The organism is Streptomyces sp. NPDC052114 (assembly GCF_040680155.1).
Taxonomy (GTDB): domain Bacteria; phylum Actinomycetota; class Actinomycetes; order Streptomycetales; family Streptomycetaceae; genus Streptomyces.
The window spans coordinates 88,013-112,267 of the sequence record NZ_JBFAWC010000015.1 but is presented as its reverse complement, the minus strand read 5'-3'; the positions used below and the strand labels follow the sequence as shown (position 1 = coordinate 112,267).

27 protein-coding genes and 1 pseudogene are annotated in these 24,255 nt (G+C 74.0%); 8 read left to right on the top strand and 20 right to left on the bottom strand.

Going from position 1 to position 24,255, the window contains the following annotated elements:
• The first annotated feature begins 10 nt into the window (after window positions 1-10).
• Window positions 11-1,243, top strand: coding sequence for a DUF418 domain-containing protein (locus AB0L89_RS29890; RefSeq protein WP_365147547.1), 1,233 nt, complete (start codon window positions 11-13; stop codon window positions 1,241-1,243).
• Window positions 1,244-1,278: 35 nt separating this feature from the next.
• On the opposite strand, the gene AB0L89_RS29885 is transcribed toward AB0L89_RS29890, so the two are convergent.
• From AB0L89_RS29885 to AB0L89_RS29875, 3 genes are all read right to left on the bottom strand, one after another.
• The gene (locus AB0L89_RS29885) at window positions 1,279-2,280 is read right to left on the bottom strand and encodes an MBL fold metallo-hydrolase (protein ID WP_365147891.1); all 1,002 of its coding nucleotides are present in this window, start codon (window positions 2,278-2,280) and stop codon (window positions 1,279-1,281) included.
• A 104-nt stretch (window positions 2,281-2,384) separates the two neighbouring features.
• A complete protein-coding gene (locus AB0L89_RS29880) occupies window positions 2,385-3,632 on the bottom strand; it encodes an aminotransferase class I/II-fold pyridoxal phosphate-dependent enzyme (RefSeq protein WP_365147544.1) in 1,248 nt (415 codons plus the stop codon).
• 220 nt (window positions 3,633-3,852) lie between these two features.
• Entirely contained in the window at window positions 3,853-4,560 is a 708-nt protein-coding gene (locus tag AB0L89_RS29875; protein WP_365147541.1) for a GAF and ANTAR domain-containing protein, read from the bottom strand.
• 73 nt (window positions 4,561-4,633) lie between these two features.
• On the opposite strand from AB0L89_RS29875, the gene AB0L89_RS29870 reads away from it, so the two are divergent.
• The gene (locus AB0L89_RS29870; protein WP_365147538.1) at window positions 4,634-5,752 is read left to right on the top strand and encodes a PAS domain-containing protein; all 1,119 of its coding nucleotides are present in this window, start codon (window positions 4,634-4,636) and stop codon (window positions 5,750-5,752) included.
• Window positions 5,753-5,774: 22 nt separating this feature from the next.
• On the opposite strand, the gene AB0L89_RS29865 is transcribed toward AB0L89_RS29870, so the two are convergent.
• Entirely contained in the window at window positions 5,775-6,587 is an 813-nt protein-coding gene (locus AB0L89_RS29865) for an RNA polymerase sigma factor SigF (RefSeq protein ID WP_365147535.1), read from the bottom strand.
• 250 nt (window positions 6,588-6,837) lie between these two features.
• Between AB0L89_RS29865 and AB0L89_RS29860 the strand changes: the two genes are divergently transcribed.
• Window positions 6,838-8,664, top strand: a complete 1,827-nt coding sequence (locus tag AB0L89_RS29860; RefSeq protein ID WP_365147532.1) for a thiamine pyrophosphate-requiring protein — start codon at window positions 6,838-6,840, stop codon at window positions 8,662-8,664.
• A 78-nt stretch (window positions 8,665-8,742) separates the two neighbouring features.
• Here the strand turns inward: AB0L89_RS29860 and AB0L89_RS29855 are convergent, their stop codons facing one another.
• The gene (locus tag AB0L89_RS29855; RefSeq protein WP_365147529.1) at window positions 8,743-8,877 is read right to left on the bottom strand and encodes a hypothetical protein; all 135 of its coding nucleotides are present in this window, start codon (window positions 8,875-8,877) and stop codon (window positions 8,743-8,745) included.
• Between the two features lie 253 nt (window positions 8,878-9,130).
• On the opposite strand from AB0L89_RS29855, the gene AB0L89_RS29850 reads away from it, so the two are divergent.
• The gene (locus AB0L89_RS29850) at window positions 9,131-9,571 is read left to right on the top strand and encodes a CBS domain-containing protein (protein ID WP_365147526.1); all 441 of its coding nucleotides are present in this window, start codon (window positions 9,131-9,133) and stop codon (window positions 9,569-9,571) included.
• Between the two features lie 49 nt (window positions 9,572-9,620).
• Here the strand turns inward: AB0L89_RS29850 and AB0L89_RS29845 are convergent, their stop codons facing one another.
• The 3 genes from AB0L89_RS29845 to AB0L89_RS29835 all read right to left on the bottom strand — a co-directional run bounded on the left by AB0L89_RS29845 (window position 9,621) and on the right by AB0L89_RS29835 (window position 12,274).
• Entirely contained in the window at window positions 9,621-10,178 is a 558-nt protein-coding gene (locus tag AB0L89_RS29845) for a TIGR03086 family metal-binding protein (RefSeq protein ID WP_365147888.1), read from the bottom strand.
• A 92-nt stretch (window positions 10,179-10,270) separates the two neighbouring features.
• Window positions 10,271-10,504: a DUF6158 family protein gene (locus AB0L89_RS29840; RefSeq protein ID WP_365147523.1), complete on the bottom strand. Its 234-nt coding sequence runs from the start codon at window positions 10,502-10,504 to the stop codon at window positions 10,271-10,273.
• A gap of 141 nt (window positions 10,505-10,645) precedes the next feature.
• Window positions 10,646-12,274, bottom strand: a complete 1,629-nt coding sequence (locus tag AB0L89_RS29835) for an ATP-binding cassette domain-containing protein (RefSeq protein WP_365147520.1) — start codon at window positions 12,272-12,274, stop codon at window positions 10,646-10,648.
• 208 nt (window positions 12,275-12,482) lie between these two features.
• On the opposite strand from AB0L89_RS29835, the pseudogene AB0L89_RS29830 reads away from it, so the two are divergent.
• The 3 genes and pseudogenes from AB0L89_RS29830 to AB0L89_RS29820 form a co-directional block, all read left to right on the top strand.
• Window positions 12,483-13,061 (top strand): annotated as a pseudogene (locus AB0L89_RS29830) (phosphatase PAP2 family protein); the annotation flags it as partial.
• Window positions 13,062-13,343: 282 nt separating this feature from the next.
• Entirely contained in the window at window positions 13,344-14,153 is an 810-nt protein-coding gene (locus AB0L89_RS29825; protein ID WP_365147517.1) for a class I SAM-dependent methyltransferase, read from the top strand.
• A 71-nt stretch (window positions 14,154-14,224) separates the two neighbouring features.
• Window positions 14,225-14,395, top strand: a complete 171-nt coding sequence (locus AB0L89_RS29820) for a hydrophobic protein (protein WP_365147514.1) — start codon at window positions 14,225-14,227, stop codon at window positions 14,393-14,395.
• Between the two features lie 13 nt (window positions 14,396-14,408).
• On the opposite strand, the gene AB0L89_RS29815 is transcribed toward AB0L89_RS29820, so the two are convergent.
• The 10 genes from AB0L89_RS29815 to AB0L89_RS29770 all read right to left on the bottom strand — a co-directional run bounded on the left by AB0L89_RS29815 (window position 14,409) and on the right by AB0L89_RS29770 (window position 19,796).
• On the bottom strand, window positions 14,409-14,672 hold the full coding sequence (locus AB0L89_RS29815; RefSeq protein ID WP_365147885.1) for a gas vesicle protein K: 264 nt from the start codon (window positions 14,670-14,672) through the stop codon (window positions 14,409-14,411).
• Window positions 14,673-14,721: 49 nt separating this feature from the next.
• Window positions 14,722-14,928, bottom strand: a complete 207-nt coding sequence (locus tag AB0L89_RS29810) for a gas vesicle protein (protein WP_365147511.1) — start codon at window positions 14,926-14,928, stop codon at window positions 14,722-14,724.
• Window positions 14,925-15,746 carry a GvpL/GvpF family gas vesicle protein gene (locus AB0L89_RS29805; RefSeq protein WP_365147508.1) on the bottom strand — a complete coding sequence of 274 codons (822 nt, stop codon included), beginning with the start codon at window positions 15,744-15,746 and terminating at the stop codon, window positions 14,925-14,927. Before AB0L89_RS29805 ends, AB0L89_RS29810 begins: the two co-directional genes overlap by 4 nt.
• Window positions 15,727-16,107, bottom strand: coding sequence for a gas vesicle protein (locus AB0L89_RS29800; RefSeq protein ID WP_365147505.1), 381 nt, complete (start codon window positions 16,105-16,107; stop codon window positions 15,727-15,729). Before AB0L89_RS29800 ends, AB0L89_RS29805 begins: the two co-directional genes overlap by 20 nt.
• Window positions 16,104-17,210, bottom strand: coding sequence for an SRPBCC family protein (locus AB0L89_RS29795; protein ID WP_365147502.1), 1,107 nt, complete (start codon window positions 17,208-17,210; stop codon window positions 16,104-16,106). Before AB0L89_RS29795 ends, AB0L89_RS29800 begins: the two co-directional genes overlap by 4 nt.
• Window positions 17,203-17,901 (bottom strand): DNA primase, encoded by a 699-nt coding sequence (locus tag AB0L89_RS29790; protein WP_365147499.1) that lies wholly within the window; start codon window positions 17,899-17,901, stop codon window positions 17,203-17,205. Before AB0L89_RS29790 ends, AB0L89_RS29795 begins: the two co-directional genes overlap by 8 nt.
• Window positions 17,902-17,904: 3 nt before the next feature.
• Window positions 17,905-18,144 carry a gas vesicle protein GvpG gene (locus AB0L89_RS29785; protein WP_365147496.1) on the bottom strand — a complete coding sequence of 80 codons (240 nt, stop codon included), beginning with the start codon at window positions 18,142-18,144 and terminating at the stop codon, window positions 17,905-17,907.
• Window positions 18,145-18,148: 4 nt separating this feature from the next.
• Window positions 18,149-18,889 carry a GvpL/GvpF family gas vesicle protein gene (locus AB0L89_RS29780; RefSeq protein ID WP_365147494.1) on the bottom strand — a complete coding sequence of 247 codons (741 nt, stop codon included), beginning with the start codon at window positions 18,887-18,889 and terminating at the stop codon, window positions 18,149-18,151.
• Window positions 18,886-19,314 (bottom strand): gas vesicle structural protein GvpA, encoded by a 429-nt coding sequence (locus AB0L89_RS29775; protein WP_365147491.1) that lies wholly within the window; start codon window positions 19,312-19,314, stop codon window positions 18,886-18,888. The genes AB0L89_RS29780 and AB0L89_RS29775 overlap by 4 nt, the downstream gene beginning before the upstream one ends.
• Window positions 19,315-19,481: 167 nt before the next feature.
• On the bottom strand, window positions 19,482-19,796 hold the full coding sequence (locus AB0L89_RS29770; protein ID WP_365147488.1) for a gas vesicle protein: 315 nt from the start codon (window positions 19,794-19,796) through the stop codon (window positions 19,482-19,484).
• A gap of 295 nt (window positions 19,797-20,091) precedes the next feature.
• Between AB0L89_RS29770 and AB0L89_RS29765 the strand changes: the two genes are divergently transcribed.
• On the top strand, window positions 20,092-20,658 hold the full coding sequence (locus AB0L89_RS29765; protein WP_365147485.1) for a hypothetical protein: 567 nt from the start codon (window positions 20,092-20,094) through the stop codon (window positions 20,656-20,658).
• A gap of 92 nt (window positions 20,659-20,750) precedes the next feature.
• On the opposite strand, the gene AB0L89_RS29760 is transcribed toward AB0L89_RS29765, so the two are convergent.
• Together AB0L89_RS29760 and AB0L89_RS29755 are read right to left on the bottom strand one after the other, a co-directional pair.
• Window positions 20,751-22,598: a transketolase gene (locus AB0L89_RS29760; protein ID WP_365147482.1), complete on the bottom strand. Its 1,848-nt coding sequence runs from the start codon at window positions 22,596-22,598 to the stop codon at window positions 20,751-20,753.
• Window positions 22,585-24,024: an FAD-dependent oxidoreductase gene (locus AB0L89_RS29755; RefSeq protein ID WP_365147479.1), complete on the bottom strand. Its 1,440-nt coding sequence runs from the start codon at window positions 24,022-24,024 to the stop codon at window positions 22,585-22,587. Before AB0L89_RS29755 ends, AB0L89_RS29760 begins: the two co-directional genes overlap by 14 nt.
• Between the last annotated feature and the right edge of the window lie 231 nt (window positions 24,025-24,255).

The following is a 24,255-nucleotide window of genomic DNA, read 5'->3' as shown; positions in this document are numbered from 1 at the left end:
AGAGAACCAGGTGACAGCCCTCACGCATGCCCACGGTCCGAGCCCCGCGCGGGGTCCCGTCCTCCGGACGGAACGGGCTCTGGCCCCCGATCTGGCCCGCGGCTCGATGCTGCTGCTCATAGCCCTCGCGAACGCGGCGGTGTTCACCTTCGGCGACCAGCCCGGCGCCGAGGCCTCCCCGCAGGGCTGGGAACGCCCCTTCAACCTCGTCATGTTCGTGCTGGTGCACGCCCGCGCGTATCCGATGTTCGCCGTCATGTTCGGCTACGGACTGGTGCAGCTCGCCCGGCGCCAGGAAGCCGCGGGCGCCGGGCCCGGCGCGGCACGCGCGGTGCTGATCCGGCGCAACGCGTGGCTGCTCGCCTTCGGCGCCGTCCACGCCGCCCTGCTCAACTTCGGCGACTTCCTGGGGGCCTACGGCCTCGCCGGCATCCTCTTCACGCTCTTCCTGCTGCACCGCGGCGAGCGCGTGCAGCGCGTCGCGCTGTGGCTGTGGGCCTGCACGACCGTGTACGCCGTGGCCCTGGCCGGCGTCGCCGTCCACCACGCCCTACGCGGTGGTCCGGGCGACGCTCCCGTGCCCTCGGAGGACGTCGCCTCCCTCTCCGCGCCCGACTACGTCACCTCCGTCGCCGACCGGCTCGCCGAGTGGCCGCTGCACACGCTCTCCGTCGTGCCGTTCGTGGTGATCGTCTGGCTGGGCGCGTGGGCCGCGCGGCGGCGGGTCCTGGAGGATCCGGCCGGGCACCGGACGCTGCTGCGCCGCACCGCCGTGGTCGCGCTCGGCGTCGCCTTCGCGGGCGGCGTGCCGATCGGCCTGGTCAGCGCGGGCTTCGTCCACGTCGACGAAGGGACCGCGGACGCGTTCCTGAGGCTCTATCAGGTCAGTGGCCAGTTCGGCGGACCCGGATACGTGGCGCTCTTCGGGCTCCTCGCCCTGCGCCTGTCGAGGCCGCCCCGCTCGTCCCGTGCGAGGCCCGTCGTGTCGGCGCTCGCCGCGCTGGGACAGCGGTCGCTGAGCGGATATCTCTTCCAGTCCCTCGTGTGGGTGCTGGTGCTGTCCCCGTACGCGCTGGACCTCGCGGGGCGGACCGGCAGCCCCACGCTCACCGCCGCCCTGACCGCCGTGGCGGCCTGGCTGGCGACGGTGGCGGGCGCCGCGCTGCTCCAACGCCGCGGGCTGCCGGGCCCGGCGGAGAAGCTGCTGCGGAGGCTGACGTACGGGCCGAGGGAATCCCGTTAGGCCCGGCGGGGTCCGTTAGGCCCGGCGGGGTCCGTCTAGGCGGCCAGGACCCGTGACCCTCCCACCGGCAGGTCCCACAGGTCCTCGCGGGCCAGGCCCGCCCTCTCCCAGGCCGCCCGCACCCGGGTGAGCGGTTCGAGCACCGGTTCGGACGAGAGCAGGAACGTGCCCCAGTGCATGGGGGCCATCCGGCGCGCCCCGAGGTCGGCGGCCGCGCGGACCGCCTCCTCCGGGTCGCAGTGCACGTCGCTCAGCCACCACCGCGGGTCGTACGCGCCGATCGGCAGGAGCGCCAGGTCGATGCCGGGGTAGCGGGCGCCGATCCGCTCGAACCAGTGGCCGTACCCGGTGTCGCCCGCGAAGTAGACGCGCTGTCCCTGCGCGTCCGTGAGCACCCAGCCGCCCCACAGCGTCCGGCACGTGTCGACGAGGCTCCGCTTGGACCAGTGGTGGGCGGGCACGAAGTCGAAGCGCACCCCGTCCAGTTCGGCCGCCTCCCACCAGTCGAGTTCGGTGACCGCCGTGAAGCGACGGCGGGTGAACCACCGGCCGAGCCCGGCCGGCACGAGGACCGGGGTGTCCCTGGGCAGCCGCCGCAGCGTCGGGGCGTCCAGGTGGTCGTAGTGGTTGTGGCTGATGACGACCGCGTCGACGCGCGGCAGGGCGCTCCAGGCCACGCCGACGGGGGTGACGCGGGCGGGCGTGCCGAGGATCCTGCGCGACCAGACGGGGTCGGTGAGGACGGTGAGGCCGCCGATGCGGACGACCCAGCTGGCGTGGCCCGCCCAGGTGACGGCGACGGTGCGGGCGTCGACGCGGGGCAGCGGTCCGGGGTCGAAGGGCAGCCGCCGGATGTCGGCGAGGCCCGCGGGGCGCGGGCGCAGGGCGCCTTCGCGGGCCAGCCGCGCGAAGGCGCGCAGGCCCGGCAGGGGCGCGGTCAGGCGGTCGGCGAACGACCGGGGCCACAGGCGTCGCCCGCCGGGCGCGCGCGGTGGGGCGAGGGCCGTCTCCGGGGCCGGTGCGAGGACCGGCGACACCCGCTCACCGCCCCTGCGGCCCGCCCGGTCCGCCCGGTCCTCTCCGCCCCGTTCCCCCGCCGTCGTCCGCTGTGTCTGCTGCTGCGTCTGTCGCGCCTGCTGGGTCACCGAGGAGGCTCCATTCGCCGTGCGTCTGCGCGGAGATCGTCGAAGGCCGATCCGAACATGCTCAACGCCCGTTGCACGTGCGGCAATTCCAGGGGGTCCGGTGCGGTGAGCGACGCCAGGCGCTCCGACTGGGTCGTGCCGAGCAGCGGTCCCGTGGACAGCCGTACGCGCAGGGCGTCGATGTCGTCCCCGAAGCGGTGTCCGCCCGGCGCGGGCATGCCGAGCCGGGCGCCGAGGAAGTCCTCCAGGTCCTGCGCGTCGCCGACACCGTGTGCGGCGAGGGCGGCGCGCAGCGGGCCCAGGTCGGCGTAGAGGTGGCGGCCCGCCCGCGGGGGCCGGACGAAGGCGCCGGCGGCGAGCACGGCGTGCCGCGCGGCCTCGGCCACGCGCGCGTGCAGCCGTACGGCGGCGGCCAGGCGTTCGAGGATCTCGTCCGGCTCGCCGAGCGCGTAGGAGGCTGCGGCGACGACCGGTGCGGCGAGGGTCGCGCCGAGCGCGGTGAGCACGTCGAGGGTGCGGGCGCGCAGCGCGGCGCCCTCGGCGGTGGCGGGGAAGCGGGCGACGGCGGCGGGCAGCGCCGGCGGCAGGAAGGCCCCGGCGAGGTCGCAGACGACGGTCACCCGCTCGTGGTCCATCTCGGCGGGGCCGATCAGGACGGTGTCGCGGGGGTGGTGGAGGGTGTCGCGCCAGGTCTCGTCGCTGACGACGTGCAGCCCCTCGTCGGCGGCGGCCTCGACGGCCTCGTGGAGGACCTCGGGGGGCGGCACGGTGGCGGTCGGGTCGTCGGCGACGCTGAGCACGAGCAGCCGCGGTCTGCCGCCCTCGGCGCGGACGCGGCGGACGGTCTCCAGGAGGGCGTACGGGTCGGGGACGCCGCCGCACTCGGCGGGCGTCGGCACGCGGTAGACCCCGCGGCCCAGGAGCCGCGCCTGGGGCGCCCACCAGGCGGGGCAGGGGCGGGGCAGCAGGACGTCGCCGCCGAGGGCCGCGGTGAGGGCGAGCAGGAGGGGCGGGGCGCCGGGGGCGGCGACGACCTGGTCGCGCTCCACGGCAAGGCCCCGGCGGGCCCAGTAGCCGCTCGCCGCGTCGTGCAGCGCGGGGCCGCCGCCGGGGGGCTCGCACGGGGAACGGCCCGCCGCCGCGGCCGCGGCGGCCGCCAGCTCGGGCAGGACCGGGAGGCCCGGCTCGGGCGGGGGCGGCCCGTACCGGACGGGGCCGCGGCCCTCCGTCTCCGTCCGCCGCATCCGTACCTCCGTGCACTCACGTGACTGTGTCCTGCCCCGTCGCACCGGTACGAACCCAGGACATTCCGGGACAGGGCCGTACGTGCCCATCACAGCGCGCCCCCATCCCTCCCGCCCGCTCTGACCCCCGCCCGGGTGAGCGTCCCGCGGCGCGCGGCCCCCGGGACGCAGAAGGCCCGGACCGGTCGCCGCCGACCGGTCCGGGCTCCTGCTCCCGCGCTCAGCGGGCCAGGGAGACCAGTTCGCGCTCCAGGCCCCGGCCCTTCGTCTCGACCAGCGCCGCCGCGACGTCCGCGAGCTTGCGGTTGGTGGTCTGGGAGATCCGCCGCAGCACCGCGAACGCCGCGTCCGCGTCGCACACCAGGACGTGCATGACGATGCCGCACGCCTGGTCCACGACGGGCCGGGTCCGCAGGGCCGCGCCCAGCTGGTCCAGCTCGGTCAGCGCGGCGCGGTAGTGCCGGTCGCGCACGAAGCTGCTGGTGGCGAGGTCGCCGAGCGCCTGGGCCGGCCCGTGCTCCGCCTCCTCAAGCGCCCCGGGGCGGAAGCTGAACAGGCTGAGGGTGACGGTGAGCCCGCCGCGCTGGAAGGGCAGCGTGACGCTGGAGCGCACACCGGAGTCGAGGGCCATCGCGCGGTACGCGGGCCAGCGCTCGTCCCGCAGCAGGTCGCCGGAGTCGACCGGCTCGCCCTGCTCCTCGGCGGCGGGGATGGGCCCGTCGCCCGAGCGGCGCTGGACCGAGACGAGTCCGGCCAGGTCGGGATGGGTGACCGCGGTGGGGTGCTCCTCACCTCCGTCCGAGACCGTGGTGCTCGCGCCACAGCACGCGGGGGTGCATCGCGCCGCCTGTTCGGCGAGTTCGGAGAGCCTGCGGCCGGGTAGGGATGACTCCGGCCGGAGCAGATCGGGATCCGGCAAGGGCGCCATGACAAGTCTCCTCTCTTCCCTCGGCTTCCCTGCGAACCCCTCGGAAAACGGTCGCAGCCGTTAGGTTCGACACATGTCTCAAATGGAGGAGTTCGGTGAAGAGCTGGCGGATTTCCTGCGCCGGGTCGCCGAGTTGAAGGCGGCGCGTTCCGTGCCCGCCGAGGAACTGCTCACCGTGCTCGACGCGGCCATCTTCGAACTCGACCATGTGGCTCACCAGTTGTGGCCCACGTACGCACGCCTCACCACCGACGCGCAGCCGTCGGGCGCCGCGCCCGACCGGGACGAGCAGCGGCTGCTGCGCGCCCTGTTCCAGCGGATGCCGCTGCCGGTCGCCCTGATAGACCGGGAGACCGTGGTGCGGCGGATGAACTTCGCGGCGACGGGCCTGACCGGGGTGCGCGCCGGGTACGCGACGGGCCGGCCGATGGCGGGGTTCCTGGTGCACGCCGACCGGGCCGCGTTCCGCGCGCAGACCGCGGCGGTCGCCCGCGGCGAGGGCGACCGGAGCCTGATCGTCCACCTCCAGCAGGGCCCCCGCACCCCGGTCCGCGCGACGCTCACGGCGCTGCGCCCCGGCGCCGAGCCGCGCCCGGCCGTCCTCGCCGTCCTCCAGCCCCCGGGGGCCCGCCCGCAGCAGGCAGGCACCCCCGGCCCCGTGCCCGACCTCGGCGAGGCGACCCGGCACGCGGCCCAGCTCGACCTCGCGGACGCCATGACGACGGCGCTGCTCGGCGCGCCGATCGGGGACGCCGGGGCCGTCCTGGAGCGGGCGGCCGCGGTCCTGCACGGGCGGTTCGCGGACTGGGTGATCGCCGACGAGGGGGCCGCGCGCCTGCGCCGCAGGGCCGTGCTCGGCCCGGCGGACGCGCCGGTCGCCGACCTCCTCGCGCAGGACCCCGCCGCGTGCCCCCTCGTCGTGGAGGCGGCGCGCGGCGGGGCGCCCGCGCTCCAGGTGCGCCCCGAGGACCCGGACGCCTTCGGCCGGGACGCGTCCGGCGCGCACGTCCTGGTCCGCGCCGAGGTCACGTCCCTGCTGTGCGTGCCGCTGACGGCGGGGCCGCACGCCCCGGTGGACGGCGTCCTCACGCTGTTCCGGAGCGGTGCGCGGCTCGCCTTCTCGATGGCCGAGGCACGGGCGGTCGACGTGCTGTCCCGCCATGTGTCCCTGGCCATGCGCCGCTCGCGCTGAGGGGGCGCGGCGTGCACGGTGGCTACGCCGCGTCCCGCATGACCTGGTCCCGCAACCGGTCGCAGCAGCGGCTGATCAGCCGTGAGACGTGCATCTGCGAGATGCCCATCTGCTCGGCGATGCGGCTCTGCGTCATGTCGCCGAAGAACCGCATGTAGAGGATGGTGCGTTCGCGTTCGGGCAGCTGCGCGATGCGCGGCTTGACGGCCTCGCGGTCGACGACGACGTCGAGCGCGGGGTCGGGGCCGCCGAGGGTGTCGCGCAGCGCGTATCCGTCCTCGCTGCCGGGGAGTTCGGCGTCGAGGGAGAGCGCGGTGAAGCTGTCGAGCGCCTCCAGGCCCGTCGCCGCGTCCTCCACGCTCATCTGCGCGTGCTCGGCGATCTCGGCGGTGGTGGGGGTGCGGCCCGCGCACGTCTGGGAGAGGTCCTGGCGGGCGAACCGGACGCGGTTGCGCAGGTCCTGGACGCGGCGCGGCACGTGCAGGGTCCACATGTGGTCGCGGAAGTGGCGCTTGACCTCGCCGGTGACGGTCGGGACCGCGTAGCTCTCGAAGGCGTTGCCGCGCCGCGGGTCATAGCGGTCGACGGCCTTGACCAGGCCGAGGGCCGCGACCTGGCGCAGGTCGTCGAGGGACTCGCCGCGGTTGCGGAACCGGGCGGCGAGGCGTTCGGCCATGGGGAGCCAGGCCCGGACGATCTCGTCGCGCAGGGCGTCCCGTTCGGGTCCGTCGGGCAGTTCGACCAGCCGGGCGAAGGCCGCCGCGGTGTCGGGGGCGTCGTCGTGCGGGTGACGCCTGGTCCTCGTGGTGGTCGCGGTGCAGGTGTGGGATCGCATGGTGCGTCGCAACTCCCTTGTGGGTGCCTTGGGTTGCACGGTCACCGTGGGAGTGCGCGCGCGTCGGGACATGACGGGACACACCCGGGGCCGACGGCATGGCCGCTCCCACGGACGTGCCTCCGTTCCGAAGCACTGTCTCTGCGCCTGCCCCGGCCCCGGGGGACCAAACACCGGGAGGTTTCCGGCCCGGCCGCCCGGACACCCGGACGGGACGGACGTGTCCCCGACCCGTACGGAGGTTTCCGTCATGAGCGTCAAGGTCGCCGACCACATCCTGGAGCGGCTGCGCGCCTGGGGCGTCGAGCAGGTCTTCGGCTATCCCGGTGACGGCATCGACGGACTGCTCGCCGCCTGGGGCAGGGCCGAGGACCGGCCGCGCTTCGTGCAGTCGCGGCACGAGGAGATGTCCGCGTTCGAGGCGGTCGGATACGCCAAGTTCGGCAGGCGCCTCGGCGTGTGCACGGCCACCTCGGGCCCCGGCGCCGTCCATCTCCTCAACGGCCTCTACGACGCGAAGCTCGACCACGTGCCCGTCCTCGCGCTCGTCGGCCAGACCGACCGCAGCGCGATGGGCGGCTCGTACCAGCAGGAGGTCGACCTGCACACGCTGTTCAAGGACGTGGCGTCCGACTTCGTGGAGACGGTGACGGTGCCCGAGCAGCTGCCGAACGTGCTGGACCGGGCGATCCGCACCGCGTACGCGCGTCGCTGCCCCACCGCCGTGATCGTCCCGGGCGACGTCCAGGGGCTGGACTACTCGCCTCCCCGGCACGCGTTCAAGATGGTCCCCTCCAGCCTGGACCGCAGCGCCTGGACGGCGATGCCCTCACCGACCGCCCTGGAGCGGGCCGCCGACGTCCTCAACTCCGGTGACCGGGCGGCGATCCTGATCGGCCAGGGCGCGGCGGGCGCCCGCGCCGAGGTCGAGGAGATGGCCGAACTGCTCGGCGCGGGCGTGGCGAAGGCCCTGCTCGGCAAGGACGCGCTGAGCGACGAACTCCCGTACGTCACCGGCGCGATCGGCCTGCTCGGCACCCGCCCGAGCCATGAGCTGATGCGCGACTGCGACACCCTCCTGACGATCGGCTCCAGCTTCCCGTACACGCAGTTCCTGCCGGAGTTCGGCAAGGTCCGCGCCGTGCAGATCGACATCGATCCGCACATGGTCGGGATGCGCTATCCGTACGAGGTGAACCTGGTCGGCGACGCGCGGGCGACGCTGCGCGAGCTGATCCCGCTGATCGACAAGGACCGCCGCGCGGTGAGCCGCGAGTGGCACGACGAGATCAGCGCGAACATCGTGCGCTGGAACGGCGTGATGGACCGCAGGGCGGCGCTGTCCGCGGACCCGGTCAACCCCGAGTACGTGGCGCGCGCCCTGGACGCGCTGCTCCCCGACGACGCGATCGTCACGTGCGACTCGGGCTCGGTGGCGAACTGGTACGCGCGCCACCTGACGATGCGCGGCGACATGCGCGCCTCGCTGTCGGGGACGCTCGCCACGATGGGGTGCGCGGTGCCGTACGCGATCGGCGCGAAGTTCGCGCACCCCGACCGCCCGGTGTTCGCCCTGGTCGGCGACGGCGCGATGCAGATGAACGGCATGGCCGAGCTGATCACGGCCGCCAAGTACCGCCACCGCTGGGACGATCCAAGGCTCGTCGTGGGCGTGTGGAACAACCGGGACCTGAACCAGGTGACGTGGGAGATGCGGGCACTGGAGGGCGCGCCGTCCTTCCTGCCCTCGCAGTCGCTCCCGGACGTGCCGTACGCCGAGTTCGCGCGCTCGATCGGGCTGACCGGGATCCGCGTGGAGCGGCCCGAGGACGTCGAGGCGGCGTGGCGGGCCGGGCTCGACGCGTCGGGCCCCGTGGTCCTGGACTTCGTCACCGACCCCGCCGTACCGCCGATCCCGCCGCACGCGACCTGGGAGCAGATGGAGGCGACGGCGGCATCGGTCCTCAAGGGCGACGCGGACCGGGCGTCGGTGGTGAAACAGGGGCTGAAGGCGAAGGTGCAGGAGTTCCTGCCCCACAAGGGGCACGGGAAGGGGCACGGGGGACGGCACGGCTAGCCGCGCACGGCCCGTGGAGGCAGCGGGCGGCGTGCCGTCCCGGCCGGCGCGGCACCGGGGCGGCACGGCCGCGCCGCCTCACGCGGCGCGGCTCCACACGCCGTCCACCTCGTCCGGATCGTTCGCGGGCGGCAGCAGCAACTCCTCGTACCGGCCGAGTGCCAGGACCAGGCCCAGCAGCACCACCGGGAGGAACACGGCGAGAACGGCCATGACTCCCTCCCCTCCCAGAATCGTCGTGGGGGGTGTCGGGGCCGGGTCTCCCCGGCCGGGCGGCGCAAACCTGCCCGCGGACCGAGGCATACCGCTGTGACACGGGGGTACTGCGAGCGGAGTCAGACCGACGAGCACGGCAGGACGAGCGAAGAACGCGGCAGAACAAGCGACGAGCACGGCAGGACGAGCGCAGGCAGGAACCCAGGCAGAGCACGCAGGCAGCGAACGCAGGCAGGAAAGGCCCTCAGCCATGGCTGATTTCGTAAGGGACGTCATGACCACCGGCGTCGTGGCGGTGCGCCCCGACGCATCCCTCGTCGAGGCGGCGCAGCTGATGCGCGCGCAGGACATCGGTGACGTCCTGGTCGCCACGGAAGGTCACGTCCTCGGGGTGCTCACGGACCGGGACATAGCGCTCCGCGCGGTCGCCGACGGCGCGGATCCGCTGACGGTCAGCGCCCAGGCGATCTGCACGCCCAACCCGGTGGTGGTGGGCCCCGACGACGCGGTGTCGGCCGCGGTCGGGCTGATGCGCGAGCACGCGGTGCGCAGGCTGCCCGTGGTCGAGGACGGGAACCCGGTGGGCATGGTCAGCCTCGGCGATCTGGCGCTCGCCAGGGACCCGTCGTCCGCGCTGGCCGACATCAGCGGCGCGGAACCGGACGACTGGCCGGGCATCACCCGGGGCTGACCCGGCCCCGGCGCACCCCCACGTCACCCGGTCCGGCGCACGCCCCGCCTCACACGCGTCGCCCGAGCAGGCTCAGCAGCTTCGTCTGGACGTCGGCACCGGCCGGCGGCTCCACCGCCGCGGCGAAGAGCCCGCTCTTCTCCAACTCGGCGGCGTACGGCGAGATCTCGCGTACGGAGAAGTTGACGAGGTCCTCGGGCAGGGTCTCGTCGGCGCCGATGGCCCGGGACAGGTCCCAGGCGTGCACCACGAGGTCGGTGGTCATCTGGCCGCAGTAGAACGCGGCGGAGGTGTCGCCGAAGGAGAGGTGGGCCGTGCGGTCCAGGGCGTCGGGGGCGCGGAAGGCGGCGCGGGCCGCGGCTGACGCGGTGTCCCAGGAGGCGGCCGGGTCAGGGCCCAGCACGTCCCCGTCGAAGGCGTCGCCGACGGACTCGACGGTGGCGCCGGCCAGCAGGGGCGGCACCCACAGCTGCTCCGTCGTGAGGTGGTCCACCAGGTCGCGGACCGTCCACTCGGTGCAGGGCGTGGGGGCGTCCCACTGGTCGGCGCGGACGGCGTGCACCCGGTCGGTGAAGAGGTCGAGCGCCTCGCCGTGCCGGTCGAGCAGCGGCGGTGTGGTCCTGCCCTTCCGGCCGCCCTCGGCGGCCTTGCCCGTGGACGTGCCCGCGGATCCGGCCGCGGAGTCGTCCGGCCCGCCCGTCACGACTCCCCGCCTCCCCGTTCCCGCGCGCCCGCGCGGGTCCGGCTGCCCGCGACGGACCTGCGCGGATGGCGGCGCAGATACTCGCCCTCCAGCGACGCCATGCGGTCGTTGTGCGCCCGCAGGGCGTCGTTCGAGCCGTGCAGCAGGGTCGTGTGGCGGGTGCGGTGGATGGTCTCCAGCTCCTTGATGAGCTGCTGGTCGTCCAGCCGACCCGGATCGACTCCGGTCATGGATGGCTCCGATCGCTCGGTCGTGCCGCGCCCGGCCTCCCGGCTGCCCGTTCGGCCCGTCCTACCCAGCATGCACCGCCCGGGACCCGCGTGCGCACCGCACGGCGGAAGTGGGGCACGCCGTACCGCGTAGGTGCCGCGCTACCGGGCGCGGACGACCCGCCGCTCGTCCCACACGGGCTCCGGAGTCTCACGGACCCTGCCGTCGCTGCCGAACACCAGATAGCGGTCGAAGGAACGGGCGAACCACCGGTCGTGGGTGACGGCGAGGACGGTGCCCTGGAAGGACTCCAGGCCTTCCTGGAGGGCCTCGGCCGACTCCAGGTCCAGGTTGTCGGTGGGCTCGTCCAGGAGCAGGGCCGTGCACCCCTGCAGTTCGAGCAGCAGGATCTGGAAGCGGGCCTGCTGGCCGCCGGAGAGCCGCTCGAACTTCTGCTCGGCCTGGGCCGTCAGTTCGTACCGCCGCAGGCGCGACATGGCGGCGCCGCGGTCCTGCGCGTGCTCGCGCCACAGGATGTCGAGCAGGGGCCGTCCGATCAGCTCGGGGTGGGCGTGGGTCTGCGCGAAGTGGCCCGGCACGACGCGCGCGCCGAGCTTCCAGGCACCGGTGTGCGCGACCGGGTCGTCGGGGTCGCCCGCGAGCAGGCGCAGGAAGTGCGACTTGCCCGAGCCGTTCGAACCGAGGACGGCGACCCGCTCGCCGTAGAAGACCTCCAGGTCGAAGGGTTTCATCAGCCCGGTGAGCTCCAGGCCCTCGCAGGTCACGGCCCGCACGCCGGTGCGGCCGCCCTGGAGGCGCATGGTGATGTCCTGCTCGCGCGGCGGCTCGGGCGGCGGTCCCGCCTCCTCGAACTTGCGCAGCCGGGTCTGGGCCGCCTGGTAGCGGGAGGCGAGCTCGTGGCTGATCTCGGCGGCCTGGCGCAGATTGCGGACCAGCTTCTTGAGCTGCTCGTGCTTCTCGTCCCAGCGCCTGCGCAGCTCCTCGAAGCGCGCGAAGCGTTCCTTGCGGGCCTCGTGGAACGTGGCGAAACCGCCGCCGTGCACCCAGGCGTCGGCGCCACCGGGGCTCTGCTCGACGCTGACGATCTTCTCGGCGGCGCGGGCGAGCAGCTCCCGGTCGTGGGAGACGAACAGGACGGTCTTGCGGGTCTCCTTGAGCCGCTCCTCCAGCCAGCGCTTGCCGGGTACGTCGAGGTAGTTGTCCGGCTCGTCCAGGAGCAGCACCTCGTCGGAGCCGCGCAGCAGGGACTCCAGGACCAGGCGCTTCTGCTCGCCGCCGGAGAGCGTGCGGACCTCGCGGAACTGGGCCTTGTCGTACGGGACGCCGAGCGCGGCCGTGGTGCAGATGTCCCACAGCGTCTCGGCCTCGTACCCCTGCACCTCCGCCCAGTCGGAGAGCGCCTGCGCGTACTGGAGCTGGGCGGCCTCGTCGTCGACCGTCATGATCGCGTGCTCGGCGGCGTCCACGGCCCTCGCGGCCTCCTGGATGCGGGGCGTGGCGACGGAGACCAGGAGGTCGCGGACCGTGGACTCGTCGCGCACCGAGCCGACGAACTGCGGCATCACGCCGAGGCCGCCGCTGACGGTGACGGAGCCGCCGTGCGCCTGGAGCTCGCCGGAGATCAGCCGGAGCAGGGTGGTCTTGCCCGCGCCGTTCGCCCCGATCAGGGCGACGACCGCGCCCTCGCCGACCCGGAAGGAGACATCACCGAGCAGCGCCCGCCCGTCCGGCAAGTAGTACTCGAGGTGTGCGGCTTCGACATGTCCCATGAGCGGAATTGTCCGGGGCGCCGGGGCGTGCGGGCAAACGGATTCCGATCGTGGGGTGCGAAGGGCCCGCCGACCGCGCTCACCTGCGGGTTTCCCGGGCCAGGGCCTGAAAGGTGGTCCGCTGGGTACGTGAGGCGCCATGTGTGCTGAGTATTCGGATGCGTCAGACGTGGATCTGCCCCTGCCGGGCGCGGGGCACCGTCCGCTGATGTCCCGCATGGTCGGGGTCGACCGCCGGCTGTTCGACGCGGTGGCGGCGCGGCACTGGCCCGGCGCGGACCGGGTGCTGCCCCGGCTCAGCCGGAGCGCCAACCATGGGGTGCTGTGGTTCGCGGCGGCCGCGGGGATCACCGCGACGCGCACCCCGCGGGCCCGGCGGGCCGCGCTGCGCGGGGTGGCCTCGCTGGCGCTGGCGTCCGCGACGATCAACACGCTGGGCAAGCGGTCGGTGCGCCGCGCCCGGCCGGTCCTGGACACGGTGCCGCTGATGCGGCAGCTCAAGCGTCAGCCCATCACCACGTCGTTCCCTTCGGGTCACTCGGCGTCCGCCGTCGCCTTCGCCACGGGGGTGGCACTGGAGTCGCGGGCCTGGGGCGCGGCCGTCGCGCCGCTGGCCGTCGCCGTCGCGGTGTCCCGGGTCTACACCGGGGCGCACTTCCCGAGCGACGTCCTGGTCGGCGGGGCGCTCGGCGCGGGCGCGGCGTTCGCGGTACGCGGTCTGGTGCCGACGCGGGCACAGCCGGCCCCGCCGGGGCGGCCCCGGGCCGAGGCGCCCGCGCTGCCGGACGACGGTACGGCTGCCCCGGCCGCGGGTGGACGGCCGCGGGCCGGGCACCGCGGTGGCGTACGACGGTGAAGTGACGCACGTCCAGGGCTGCTTGTACCTGGACAAGCTGCCGGAGGCACCGACCGTCCAGCGGCCGCTGTCGGCCCCGCGCCGACCGCGCGGGGCAGGGCGGGGCCCGTCCCGGGACCACCTCCACGGCTGACCACATACTGATACGCGGGTCTCACATGTCGGCATGACGGCGTACGGTGCCTCATACACGTACACGAAGGAGTGCCCGCCATGCCGAAGGAGACCGCCGTCTACACGCACGGCCACCACGAGTCCGTGCTGCGCTCGCACACCTGGCGCACCGCGGCCAACTCGGCCGCCTACCTGGTCGGTTCACTGAAGCCGCACATGAAGGTCCTCGACATCGGCTGCGGCCCCGGCACCATCACCGCCGACCTGGCGGAGCTGGTGCCGCAGGGCCACGTCACGGGCGTGGACCACGCGCCGGACATCCTGGAGACGGCGCGCGCCACGGCCGCCGAACGGGGCCTGGAGAACGTGGAGTTCGGCGTCGCGGACGTGCACGACCTCGACTACCCCGACGACTCCTTCTGCGTGGTCCACGCCCACCAGGTGCTCCAGCACGTGGGCGACCCGGTGCGGGCTCTGAGCGAGATGCGGCGGGTGTGCCGGCCGGGCGGGATCGTGGCCGTGCGCGACGCGGACTACGCGGCGATGACGTGGTACCCCGAGGTGCCCGCCCTGGACGGCTGGCTGGACCTGTACCGGCGGGTGGCCCGCGCCAACGGCGGCGAGCCCGACGCCGGGCGCCGCCTGAAGTCTTGGGCCCTGGCCGCCGGATTCACGGACATCACCACCACGGCGGCCACCTGGTGCTACGGCTCCGAGGAGGAGCGCGCCTGGTGGAGCGGGCTGTGGGCCGACCGCACCCTGGCCTCCGCGTACGCCGAGCGCGCGGTGGGCGGCGGCCACACGGACGAGGAGGGACTGCGCGCCGTCTCGGCGGCGTGGCGGGAGTGGGGCGGCCACGAGGACGCCTGGTTCGCGGTCCTGCACGGCGAGGTCCTCTGCCGGAAATAGTGGCCCGATTCACTCAACTGGCGGCGTAGAAAGTGCAGTTGGGGACACCCGGACCACAGGAGGTACACACCATGGTTCCTATTCTGCTGGTCCTTCTTCTGGCGCTCCTCCTCTTCGGAGCGGGGTTCGCCGTGAAGGTTCTCTGGTGGGTCGCCATCGCCGTGCTCGTCATCTGGCTGGTCGGCTTCCTGATGCGGAGCACGACCGCCACGGGCACCAGGTCCCGCTGGTACAGGTGGTAGCCGACACGGACGATCACCCCCTGGGGAGCAGGGGACCCAGCGGCCCGAGGTCCAGATTCAGGTCCTCGGGCCGCAGTCCGTACCGCTCCCGGAGTTCGGCCATCCGGTCCTCCAAAAGCATCAGCGTGAGGCCGATCCGTTCCTCCTGGTCCTCCGAAAGCTCCCCGGTGTCGAAGCGGCGCACGGCCTGGCGCTCCATCAGCTGCCGCAGCAGCTCGACGACCGTCAGGACCAGTTTCACCAGGTCCCGCTCGACGGTGTCGGGGTCGAGGTCCATGCGATTGCGGCGTTCTCGGTCCACGGTTCGCTCACTCCCGTCCCCGCGGTCACTCCCGTTCCCGCGGTACTGACGCCTCCGGCCAGGGCGAGGGCACTTGTTCGTTCACGGAGCTGATCAGGGCGTTGAGGTCGATGCGTACGAGGTCGACGTCCGCGATCCGCAGGGTGATGTCGCCGGTGATGACGACGCCGCCCGCGAGCAGGCGGTCCAGCAGGTCGACCAGGGCGATCTCGCGGCGCTCCACGACGGTCATGCCGGGCCGTCCGATCCCTCGCCGGTATCCGACCCCTCGCCTGCGTCCGGCTCCTCCCCGGTGAAGGAGTAGGCGGCCCAGGGGCCCGTCAGCTCCACCGTCAGGCCGTCCGCGTCCCGCTCCTCGTCCTTGGTGCGGTCGACGACCTCGACGAACTCCTCGGAGCGCGAACGGGCCACCAGATAAGCGGCGTTGAGGATGTTGCGGCCCGGCGCGCGGGACAGCGCCGCGTTCTGCGGGGCGTGCAGCCGGGCGTCGTCGGCGCGTTCCGCAAGCATCCGGTGCAGCCGCAGTGCGAAGGCCTCCGCCCGCTCCCCCGCCTCTTCGTGCGCCGTACGCTGCCTGCGCCGCTGCCGCAGATAGTCGCGCCCGGAGCGCGGCGCCCCGCGCGGCCCCGGCGGCTCCTCGGCGCTCCGCACGTGGACCTTCACGCCCCACTCCACGCGCCCGTCGATGCGGTCCAGGACGCGCCGGAACCGCTCCGCGCCGTCCCGGAGCATGACGCGTACGCCGCTGTCGTCCCGGAAGACGGTCGCGAGCCGCATGGGCAGCGGGCAGGTGACGGTGGCGAGCGCGGCGACGACCCGCTGATGGGCGCGGGCCGTGCCGGCGAGCCAGTCCAGGTCCTCCAGGTGGGCGCGCAGGGGCTCCTCGGCGAAGTCCCCCTCGGGCACCGGGCCGACCACGGCGACCAGGCCCTCGTGCGCGATCCGGCGCGGCGGCTCGCCGCCGACCCCGGTCAGGTCGGCGGCGAGCGGCGCGGCGAGCGGGCGGCAGACCGCGTAGACGTAGCGCAGGTCACCGTTTGCGACGCTCACGTTTCTCCTCCTCTGCCGGTTCCAGGAGGCCCGCCGTCGGTTTCGGGGCCCCCTGCTCCTCCAGCTCCTCGACACGACGACGCAACTCGGCGTTCTCCCGGGCGAGTTCCGCCCGGCGCGCCCCCGAGGAGAGCGCCGGGTCGTCCTCCCACCAGTCGATGCCCATCTCCTTGGCCTTGTCGATCGAGGCGACGATCAGGCGGAGCTTGATGGTGAGCAGTTCGATGTCGAGCAGGTTGATCTTGATGTCGCCGGCGATGACGACGCCCTTGTCCAGGACGCGTTCGAGGATGTCGGCGAGGTTGGCCCCGCCGCCGTCGCGGCCGTAGGGGTCGGGCAGCCGGCCGGTGGCCGCCGTCATCGGCGGCCCCGCCCGGCATCGGCGTACTCACGCCGCTTCGCGTCCTCGGCGTCGGGCTCCCCCGCGTCGTCCTCCTCGTACTCGGCGTACTCGGACTCCTCGTACTCGGCGTCGGGTTCGTCGTACTCGGCCTCGTCCTCGGCGCCTTCCTCGTCCTCGTACGCGTACTCCGGCTCGCCCTCGGTCTCCTCCTCCGGCGCTTCCTCGTCGTCGTACTCGGCCTCGGGTTCGGGCTCGTCGTGCTCTTCCTGCTCGTGCTCGGCGCGCTCCTCTTCCTCCTCCGCCACCGCGTCCTCGTGGCTGCGGACGACCTCGCCGTCGCGGATCTCGCCGCGCCAGCCGTCGCTCGCCTCGCCGCGCAGCGAGATGTGCCGGGCGAAGTGCTTGAGGTCCAGGCGTGCCCTGCGGCCCTGGGCGCGCCAGATGTTGCCGGTCTTCTCGAACAGGCCCTTCGGGTAGTACTCGATGATCAGCAGCACCCGGGTGAGGTTCTCGGCGAGCGGATGGAAGGTGACGACGCCCTTCGTCGTGCCCTTGCCGCCCTCGGACGTCCAGGTGATCCGCTGGTCAGGCACCTGCTCCGTGGTGTGCGCCTTCCAACTGCGACTGGACCAGAAGACCTTGAGCTTCCAGTCGGAGTCGGTGTCGCTCGCCACGGTGGCACCCTTGACGCCCTTGGCGAAGGTGGAGAACTCCTGGTACTGCGTCCACTGGTCGTACGCGTCGCGGATCGGGACGCCCACGTCGACGTACTCCAGGATCACCGTGGGCTTCTGGCCCGCGCCGCCCTTCTTGCGCTTGCCGCCGAGGCCCTTGAACGCGTCCTTCACCTTGTCCTTGAGGTGGCTGCCGCCCAGTTCCAGGGCGCTGCGCACCGGCCCCTTGCCCTCGGCGACCTTCCGCCCGGCGTCCAGGGCGAGCTTGCCGAAGCCGGGGCTCTTCCCGTCGGCGATGTCGTTGAGCCTGACGGTCGCGTCGCCGAGCCGGTGGCCGACGCCGACCAGCATGCGCTGGGCCTGGGCCATGAGGTAGGCCTGGGCCTCGTCCTTGAGGCGGTCGGCGGCGGGGCCGCCCGCGATGCCTTTCAGGGGTGACTCAGCCATGGTCGCGGCCTCCCTTCGCCCGGTCCGCGCGGGCCGTGGAGCTCGCCCTGCGGGCGGTGCCCCGGGCCGCCGCCGCGGTCTTCTTCTGGGCCGTCTTCCGCGGAGCGGACTGCTTCGCGGGGGCCTTCTTGGCGGGCGGCTTCGCGGAGGCACGCGCGGACGGCTTCGTGGCCTTGGCGACCGGTTTGGCGGCCTGCTGGGCGGCCGACTTCGGCGCGGGCGGCTTCTTCTTCCCCGCGGCCCTCTCGGCCGGCCGGCGCGGTCCCTCGTCCCGCCCGGACGGCCCCTGGTCCGCGTCCTCGGTATCGGTGTCGGTGTCGGCGTCCACGGGCTCCGCGGACTGCTCGGCCTCCTCCCCCGCATCGCCCGGCAGCACGCCGGAGATCCGGTCCTGGACGCCGAGCGTGCGCTCGTGCAGACGGTCGGCGAGGCCCTCGATCTGCCGGTTCACCAGGGAACCCGTCGCGGCCTTGCCCACGCCCCGCAGATCCTCGCGCAGCTGATCGCCGATCTCCTTGAACTGCGGGTTGCTCTCCAGTTGCCGGGTCACCGTCGCGACCAGTGCGCGCGGGCTCAGCTGCATCCGCCTGCCCGCCACCATCGTGCCGACGGCGAACGCGAACTTCGCCTTCTTCGTACGGCCGAGGACATACCCCGCACCCACGGCGAGGCCCACTGCTAGTCGGTTCATGAGTCAGAAATCCTGTTCTGTCCTGTGGTGCAGCCGGTCGAGGAGCTCGTCCTCGTACCGCTCGAATGCGGCCTCGTCGATCTCGCCCGCCTCCAGACGCTCTTCCAGGAGGGTGAGTTCACGGCGGATGGCCGAGGGGTCGTAGTACTGCCGTTCCGCCTCGGCGACCACTTGGCGCAGCACCCAGAGGGAGCCGCGGGCCGGGGCCAGGGGCAGCAGGAGCAGTTCGCCGATCAGTCCCATGCCGTCACCCCGCGGGCTGGGCGGGCCCCGGATCGACGAAGCTGTACGGGGGCAGCGGGCCATGCAGCCGAAGCTCCAAGTGGGGCTGCGTGGCCCGGAGTTCCTCGACCGCGGCGAGAAATCCGTCGGCCGTCTTCCGGTTCACCAGGAACGAGATGTTGGCCAGCCAGCCGGCGCCCTCGGGGCCGACGCCGACCGCTTCGGCGGCCGGTTCCAGGGCGCGCCGCACCTCGACGGCGTCGCTCGCCTCCCGGGCCCGCACGGTGGCGGTGACCATCTCGCCGAGGCGGAGCTTCTGCTCGTAACTCCCGCCGCCCTGAGCCTGGTTGGCCTCGACCATGGCGCGCAGGTCCGGGTTCTCGGCGAGGACCTGGTGGAGCACGGCCTGTTCGTCGTGCGTGGCCTTCACGTTGTACTCGACCTTGCCGTCGAGGCTGCGCAGCCGTTCCTCGTAGTGGTCCGCCCGGTCGCCGAGGACCGTGACGACCGCCTCGTCGTCCGGCGCGAGGCTCCCGAAGCGCATCGGGAGCACGGCGCCGGCCGCGCCCGCCTCGGACAGGACGTTCTGGTGCGCGAGCAGATCGCGCCGCTTGGGCCTGAGGTCATCGGGGGCGTCGCTGACGATCGCCGCGAGCTCCCCGTGCTTCAGGACGCGGACGACGCACGCCGGCCGGCCGATGCCCTCCATGCCGTCGGGCAGGGCCGGGTGCGAGCTGCTCGCGATGCCGTAGATGTACGTGCTCACTGCTCCCTCTCCTCCTTCCTGCGGGAGGCGGTGGAGCGGCGGGCCCGCGGCCGTTCCTCGGCCTGCCCCTCCTCGCGGGCCTGTTTGAAGGCGTCCGAGATGGTCTCGGCGGCCCCCGAGAGCGCGCCCTTGGACTTGCCGCGGGCACCGGACTCGGTGATCTCGCCGACCAGGTCGGGCAGGCCGGGGCTCTTGTGCGGGCCGGACTCCAGGTCCAGGCGGTTGCACGCCTCGGCGAACCGCAGATACGTGTCGACGCTCGCGACGACGACACGGACGTCGACCTTCAGGATCTCGATGCCGACGAGGGAGACCCGTACGAAGGCGTCGATGACCAGGCCTCGGTCGAGGATGAGTTCCACGACGTCGTAGAGGCCGCTGGAGCCGCCTCCGCCGCCGGACTGCTGTGCCGGGACAACGGTCATACCGACCTTTCCTCCTTGTCTGTGGGGGTTTGTCGTTGAGGGCTTGTCGCTGGGGGCGCCTTGCCCGTGGGGGTGCCCGTGAGGGCTCGGGTACGCCGGTGAGGGCTCGGGTGCGCGTGCGTTCCGTGCGTGGAGCACGGCGGTCCGCCGACCGCCGGGGCCGTGCGCTACTGGCCGCCGGGGCCCCGCGGTTCCGAACGTCCCCGCTCGTACCGCCGGATCCGCCGGTAGCCGGTGAGCTCGCCCCGCGGGTCGAGCCGCACCTCGTAGGTCGCGAGCAGGCTCATCGTGTCGGGGATCCGGGCCAGTTCGAGCACCTCGATCTCCAACAGCCAGCCGTCCTCGGTGCGTTCGAAGGACGACACCGACTCGGACGTCATGCCGGTGAGTTCCGTGAGCTGGACGCGGGCCTGCCGGAGCACCGCCATGGGGCCCGGCAGTTCGTCGTCCGTTTCCGTGATCTTGCGTGACATGTTCGCCATGTCCACCTCCTGGGCCGAGTGACCCGGCGGCCCTTGGCCAAACCTCGTCGCTCACGTGGACATCCGTCGCGCGCCGCCCGCACGCCCCCCGCGCACGACGCGCGGGCGGCTGCCCCGGGGCCGGTCGGATGGTCGCCCTGAGGCCCCGGTAGCGGTGGGGTTTTCCCTGGTCGGGAGGGTGGCTGGCCCCACCCCGAAGCCGGGGGACGGCGGGCGTGCCCCGGCGCGGTCCGCGCAGGAAGGATCAGGGGTACCGCCAGCCGTCCCGCACCGGGGCCCGTCGAGAAGGACAGCCATGACACACCGCTCCCCCGTGTACAGCGCCGACCCGCACCGCACCCCTCGCTCCCGCCCGCGGCCACGCCCGCAGGAGCCGCGGCTCCTGCCGCCGATGCTGCCGGGGACCGACGAGCCACCGGCACCCGCCGCCGTCAGGGCGTCCTTCGCGCTCTGGCTCGCCGCGGTCGCGGCGGGCGTGTTCGGGACGGTGCTCGCCGTGCCCGGGGCGGTGGCCGACGGGGAGGCGTCCCTCACCTCCGTCGGGGGCGGTCCCGCGCTGCGCATGGCGGTGTTCTCGGCGGCCGTCCTGGTCGCGGTGCGGATGCGGCGCGGTTCGCGGGCCGCACGGGCGGCGCTGGCCTGCGCGTTCGGCGTGCTCGGCGCGCTGTCCGTGGTGGCCGGCCCCGTCCGGTGGCTCGCCGACGGTCAGGTGCTCGGCGACGCGTTCCGGGACGTGGGCGTGGTGGACGTCCTGTCGGGCGGCAGCCGGGTCCTGCTGGGGGCGGCGGCGCTGACCGCGGTGGTCGCGATGTTCCGCCCGACGGCGAACGCCTGGTTCAGGAGGGCCGGCTCCCCTCGGTGACCGCCCCGCTCACCGCGCCGCCCGGCTCACCGCGCCGCCCCGCTCACCGCTCCTCCTGGCTCACACACCTCCGGCTCAACGCACCACGCCGCTCACCGCACCACTCCCTCCTCCACCAGCAGCCGCGCCGCCGCCGCGATCGACTCCGCGTCGATGCCCGCGGCGTGCAGCTGTTCGGCGGGCGCCGCCGAGCCCGGCAGCGTCCGCACCGCGAGCCGCACCAGGCGCGGCACGGGCCGGCCGTCGCTGAAGGCGTCGAGGACGGCGTCGCCGATGCCGCCCTCCTCGCGGTGGTCCTCGACGGTGAGCAGGCAACCGGTGCGCGCGGCGGCCTCGTTGAGGGTGCGGCGGTCGACGGGCTTGACGCTGTACAGGTCGATCACCCGCACCGGAATGCCCTCGCGGTCCAGGAGTTCGGCCGCGGCCAGCGCCTCGTGGACGGTCACCCCTGCGGCGACCACGGTCAGCCGGTCCGCGTCGTCGGAGCGCAGCACCTTGGAGCCGCCGACGGGAAACTCCTCGCCGGGTCCGTAGATGACGGGCGTGTCCCCGCGCGACGTCCGCAGGTAGCGGACGCCGTCGAGGCCGGCCATCTGCGCGACGAGCCGTCCCGTCTGGTGGGCGTCACAGGGGTAGAGGACCGTCGAGCCGTGCACCGCCCGGAACATCGCGAGGTCCTCCAGGCCCATCTGGGAGGGCCCGTCCTGGCCGATCGCGACACCGGCGTGCGAGCCGACGAGGCTGATCCCCGCGCCGCTGATCGCCGCCATCCGCACGAAGTCGTGGGCGCGGGTGAAGAACGCCGCGAACGTCGAGGCGTACGGCACCCAGCCCCGTGCCGCCAACCCCACGGCGGCGGCGACCATTTGCTGTTCGGCGATGTAGCACTCGAAGAAGCGGTCGGGGTGCTCCTTGGCGAAGTACTCCGACCGCGTCGAGTCGCCGACCTCGCCGTCGAGGGCCACGACGTCGCCGCGCGCGGTGCCGAGGGCGGCGAGCGCCTGGCCGTAGGCGGTGCGGGTCGCGACGCGCTCACCCTTTTCGTGGCGGGGCAGTTCGAGGTGGCCGCTGCGCACCGCGTGCAGTGTGCGCGCGGCGGGCGGCCTGCGCACGGCCACGTGCACGTCGTGGGCGCCGCCCAGCTCCGCGATCGCCGCCTCCGGGTCCGGCAGCGGTTTGCCGTGCAGGCCCTCGCGGTTCTCGACGGACGCGACGCCCTTGCCCTTGACGGTGCGGGCGAGGATCACCGTGGGCTGCCCCGCGGTGGAGCCCGCCTCGCGGAAGGCGCGGTCGACGGCGTCGATGTCGTGCCCGTCGGTCTCGACGACGTGCCAGTCGAAGGCCCTGAAGCGGTCGGCGTAGGCCTTCAGGTGCCATTCGTGACGGGTCGGGCCGCGCTGGCCGAGGCGGTTGACGTCGACGATCGCGGTGAGGTTGTCGAGGCGTTCGTACCCGGCATGCTCGGCCGCCTCCCAGATGGATCCCTCGGCCAGCTCGCTGTCGCCGCACAGCACCCAGACGCGGTAGGGGATCCGGTCGAGCCGCTTGCCGGACAGCGCCATGCCGACGCCGACGGGCAGGCCCTGCCCGAGTGATCCGGTGGCGACCTCGACCCAGGGCAGGGCGCGCGGCGTCGGATGCCCTTCGAGCCGGCTGCCCCGGGCGCGGAAGGTCAGGAGCTCCTCGTCGGTGAGCGCCCCTGCCGCCTTGTACGCCGCGTACAGGAGCGGCGAGGCATGGCCCTTGGAGAGGATGAACCGGTCGTTGCCGGGGTGGTCGGGGCGCTCGAAGTCGTAGTGGAGGTGGCGGCCGACGAGCACCGCCATCAGGTCGGCGGCGGACATCGACGAGGTGGGGTGCCCGGATCCCGCGGCGGCCGCGGCGCGGACGGCGTCGACGCGCAACTGCCGCGCGAGCGAGGTGAGTTCACTGGTGTCCATGGGGTTCCTCCTTGGTCTGCGACGCGCGCGTCCCGTCCGGCGCCCGGCGCGCGTCCGGCGACCGGGGCCCGTCGGGCACCTCTCGCGCGTCCGGCGCCTCACGCGCTTCGGGCGCCTCTCGTGCTTCCGGCACCCGGGCCAGTTCCGGTGACGCGGTGTCCAGCGGCACCGACCAGGAGCGGACGAGGCCCAACTGCACGGCCTGGCGCGGCAGTACGGCGTCCAGGAGCCAGTCCGCGGCGACCCGCACGCGGTTGCCGGGCATCGCGGCGAGGTGGTAGCCGCGGGTGACGGCCCCGGCGAGCGGTCCGGACAGCGGCACGCCGAGCGGGTTGGCGGCGGCCTGGACCCCGCCGAGGTCGACGGTGAAGCCGAGGTCGCGGTGGTGGTAGGAGCGGCGGGTGCCGATGCCGAGGGAGGCCGCGACGTTGCGGCCCGCCGCGGCGCCCTGGCGCCAGGCGTGCTGCGCGGTCATGGGGGTGTACTGGCCGGGCCGGTGCAGATCGGGCACGGCGGCGGCGTCACCGCAGGCGAACACGTCGGGCTGTCCGGTCACTTGGAGGAACGGGTCGACGAGCAGCCGCCCCCGCTCCAGCGGCCGGCCGAGCCCCGCGACGAAGGGGTCGGGCCGTACGCCGACGCACCACATCAGCGTGCGGGTGTCGACGAACTCCCCGTCGTCCAGGAGCACTCCGTCCGAGGTGGCCTCCTTGACGGAGGTCTTGGCGCGCACGTCGACGCCGCGCCGCCGCAGGACGCGGTCGGCGGTGGCGGAGAGCCGCTCGTCGAGTTCGGGCAGCACACGGTCCGCGATGTCCAGGAGCAGCCAGCGGGGCCGTATGCCCTGCCGCAGCGGCTGGTCGCGCAGCAGCGCCTCGGTGAACAGCGTGCCGTGCGCGGCGAGTTCCACGCCGGTGTAGCCGGCGCCGACGACCACGAACGTGCAGCGGGCCCGGCAGGTGTCCGGGTCCGGCGCGGCGGCGGCCAGTTCGATCTGGCGGATGATGTGGTCGCGCAGGTACAGCGCCTCGGGCATGCCGCGGAAACCGTGCGCGTGCTCGGCGACGCCGGGCACGGGCAGCAGCTTGTTGACGCTGCCGACGGCGAGGACGAGCCGGTCGTACGCGAGCTCCCCGGGCCGCCCCTCGGGGTCGGTGTACGTCACCGTGCGCCCCGCCGGATCGACGCCGTCGGCCTCACCGAGCGCGAGGCGCACGTGCGGCAGCGTGCCGGAGAGCGAGACGGTGACGCGCCGGGGCTCCAGGACGCCCGTGGCGACATGCGGCAGGAGCGGCACGTAGAGGAAGTAGTCGGTCGGGTTGAGCAGGGTGATGTCGGCCTTGCTCCGGGTCAGTCGGGACAGGGTGCGTGCGGTGCGGTAGCCGGCGAATCCGGCTCCGACGACGACGATGCGGGGTCGGCCCACGGTCCACCTCCGGCGGGTTCGGGCCTCCCGCGTGCCCCTGCGGGGCGACCGCCAAACTCGGGTCACGGCCCCGTGCGGCGCCCGCGCTCCCGGGCCCTGGATCCGCACCGGTCGTGCCCCGCGTGCACGCCGTTTGCGCCCGCGCGACGGGGATACCCGACGTCGTACCCGTCCCGCGCGCTCCGCCCCGCCGGCCCCCTCGTGGCCCGCACGGCCGAGGGGCCGGGCCCA

Excerpts from the sequence above, each read along its gene's own strand:
- AB0L89_RS29855 (WP_365147529.1), bottom strand. The coding sequence starts at position 8,877 with ATGGCCGTTCTCGCCGTGTTCCTCCCGGTGGTGCTGCTGGGCCTGGTC.
- AB0L89_RS29790 (WP_365147499.1), bottom strand. The coding sequence starts at position 17,901 with ATGAACCGACTAGCAGTGGGCCTCGCCGTGGGTGCGGGGTATGTCCTC.
- AB0L89_RS29880 (WP_365147544.1), bottom strand. The coding sequence starts at position 3,632 with ATGCGGCGGACGGAGACGGAGGGCCGCGGCCCCGTCCGGTACGGGCCG.
- AB0L89_RS29770 (WP_365147488.1), bottom strand. The coding sequence starts at position 19,796 with ATGGCGAACATGTCACGCAAGATCACGGAAACGGACGACGAACTGCCG.
- AB0L89_RS29825 (WP_365147517.1), top strand. The coding sequence starts at position 13,344 with ATGCCGAAGGAGACCGCCGTCTACACGCACGGCCACCACGAGTCCGTG.
- AB0L89_RS29760 (WP_365147482.1), bottom strand. The coding sequence starts at position 22,598 with ATGGACACCAGTGAACTCACCTCGCTCGCGCGGCAGTTGCGCGTCGAC.
- AB0L89_RS29850 (WP_365147526.1), top strand. The coding sequence starts at position 9,131 with ATGGCTGATTTCGTAAGGGACGTCATGACCACCGGCGTCGTGGCGGTG.
- AB0L89_RS29840 (WP_365147523.1), bottom strand. The coding sequence starts at position 10,504 with ATGACCGGAGTCGATCCGGGTCGGCTGGACGACCAGCAGCTCATCAAG.
- AB0L89_RS29870 (WP_365147538.1), top strand. The coding sequence starts at position 4,634 with ATGTCTCAAATGGAGGAGTTCGGTGAAGAGCTGGCGGATTTCCTGCGC.
- AB0L89_RS29875 (WP_365147541.1), bottom strand. The coding sequence starts at position 4,560 with ATGGCGCCCTTGCCGGATCCCGATCTGCTCCGGCCGGAGTCATCCCTA.
- AB0L89_RS29775 (WP_365147491.1), bottom strand. The coding sequence starts at position 19,314 with ATGACCGTTGTCCCGGCACAGCAGTCCGGCGGCGGAGGCGGCTCCAGC.
- AB0L89_RS29820 (WP_365147514.1), top strand. The coding sequence starts at position 14,225 with ATGGTTCCTATTCTGCTGGTCCTTCTTCTGGCGCTCCTCCTCTTCGGA.
- AB0L89_RS29765 (WP_365147485.1), top strand. The coding sequence starts at position 20,092 with ATGACACACCGCTCCCCCGTGTACAGCGCCGACCCGCACCGCACCCCT.
- AB0L89_RS29800 (WP_365147505.1), bottom strand. The coding sequence starts at position 16,107 with ATGACGGCGGCCACCGGCCGGCTGCCCGACCCCTACGGCCGCGACGGC.
- AB0L89_RS29795 (WP_365147502.1), bottom strand. The coding sequence starts at position 17,210 with ATGGCTGAGTCACCCCTGAAAGGCATCGCGGGCGGCCCCGCCGCCGAC.
- AB0L89_RS29785 (WP_365147496.1), bottom strand. The coding sequence starts at position 18,144 with ATGGGACTGATCGGCGAACTGCTCCTGCTGCCCCTGGCCCCGGCCCGC.
- AB0L89_RS29860 (WP_365147532.1), top strand. The coding sequence starts at position 6,838 with ATGAGCGTCAAGGTCGCCGACCACATCCTGGAGCGGCTGCGCGCCTGG.
- AB0L89_RS29815 (WP_365147885.1), bottom strand. The coding sequence starts at position 14,672 with ATGGACCTCGACCCCGACACCGTCGAGCGGGACCTGGTGAAACTGGTC.
- AB0L89_RS29810 (WP_365147511.1), bottom strand. The coding sequence starts at position 14,928 with ATGACCGTCGTGGAGCGCCGCGAGATCGCCCTGGTCGACCTGCTGGAC.
- AB0L89_RS29865 (WP_365147535.1), bottom strand. The coding sequence starts at position 6,587 with ATGCGATCCCACACCTGCACCGCGACCACCACGAGGACCAGGCGTCAC.
- AB0L89_RS29835 (WP_365147520.1), bottom strand. The coding sequence starts at position 12,274 with ATGGGACATGTCGAAGCCGCACACCTCGAGTACTACTTGCCGGACGGG.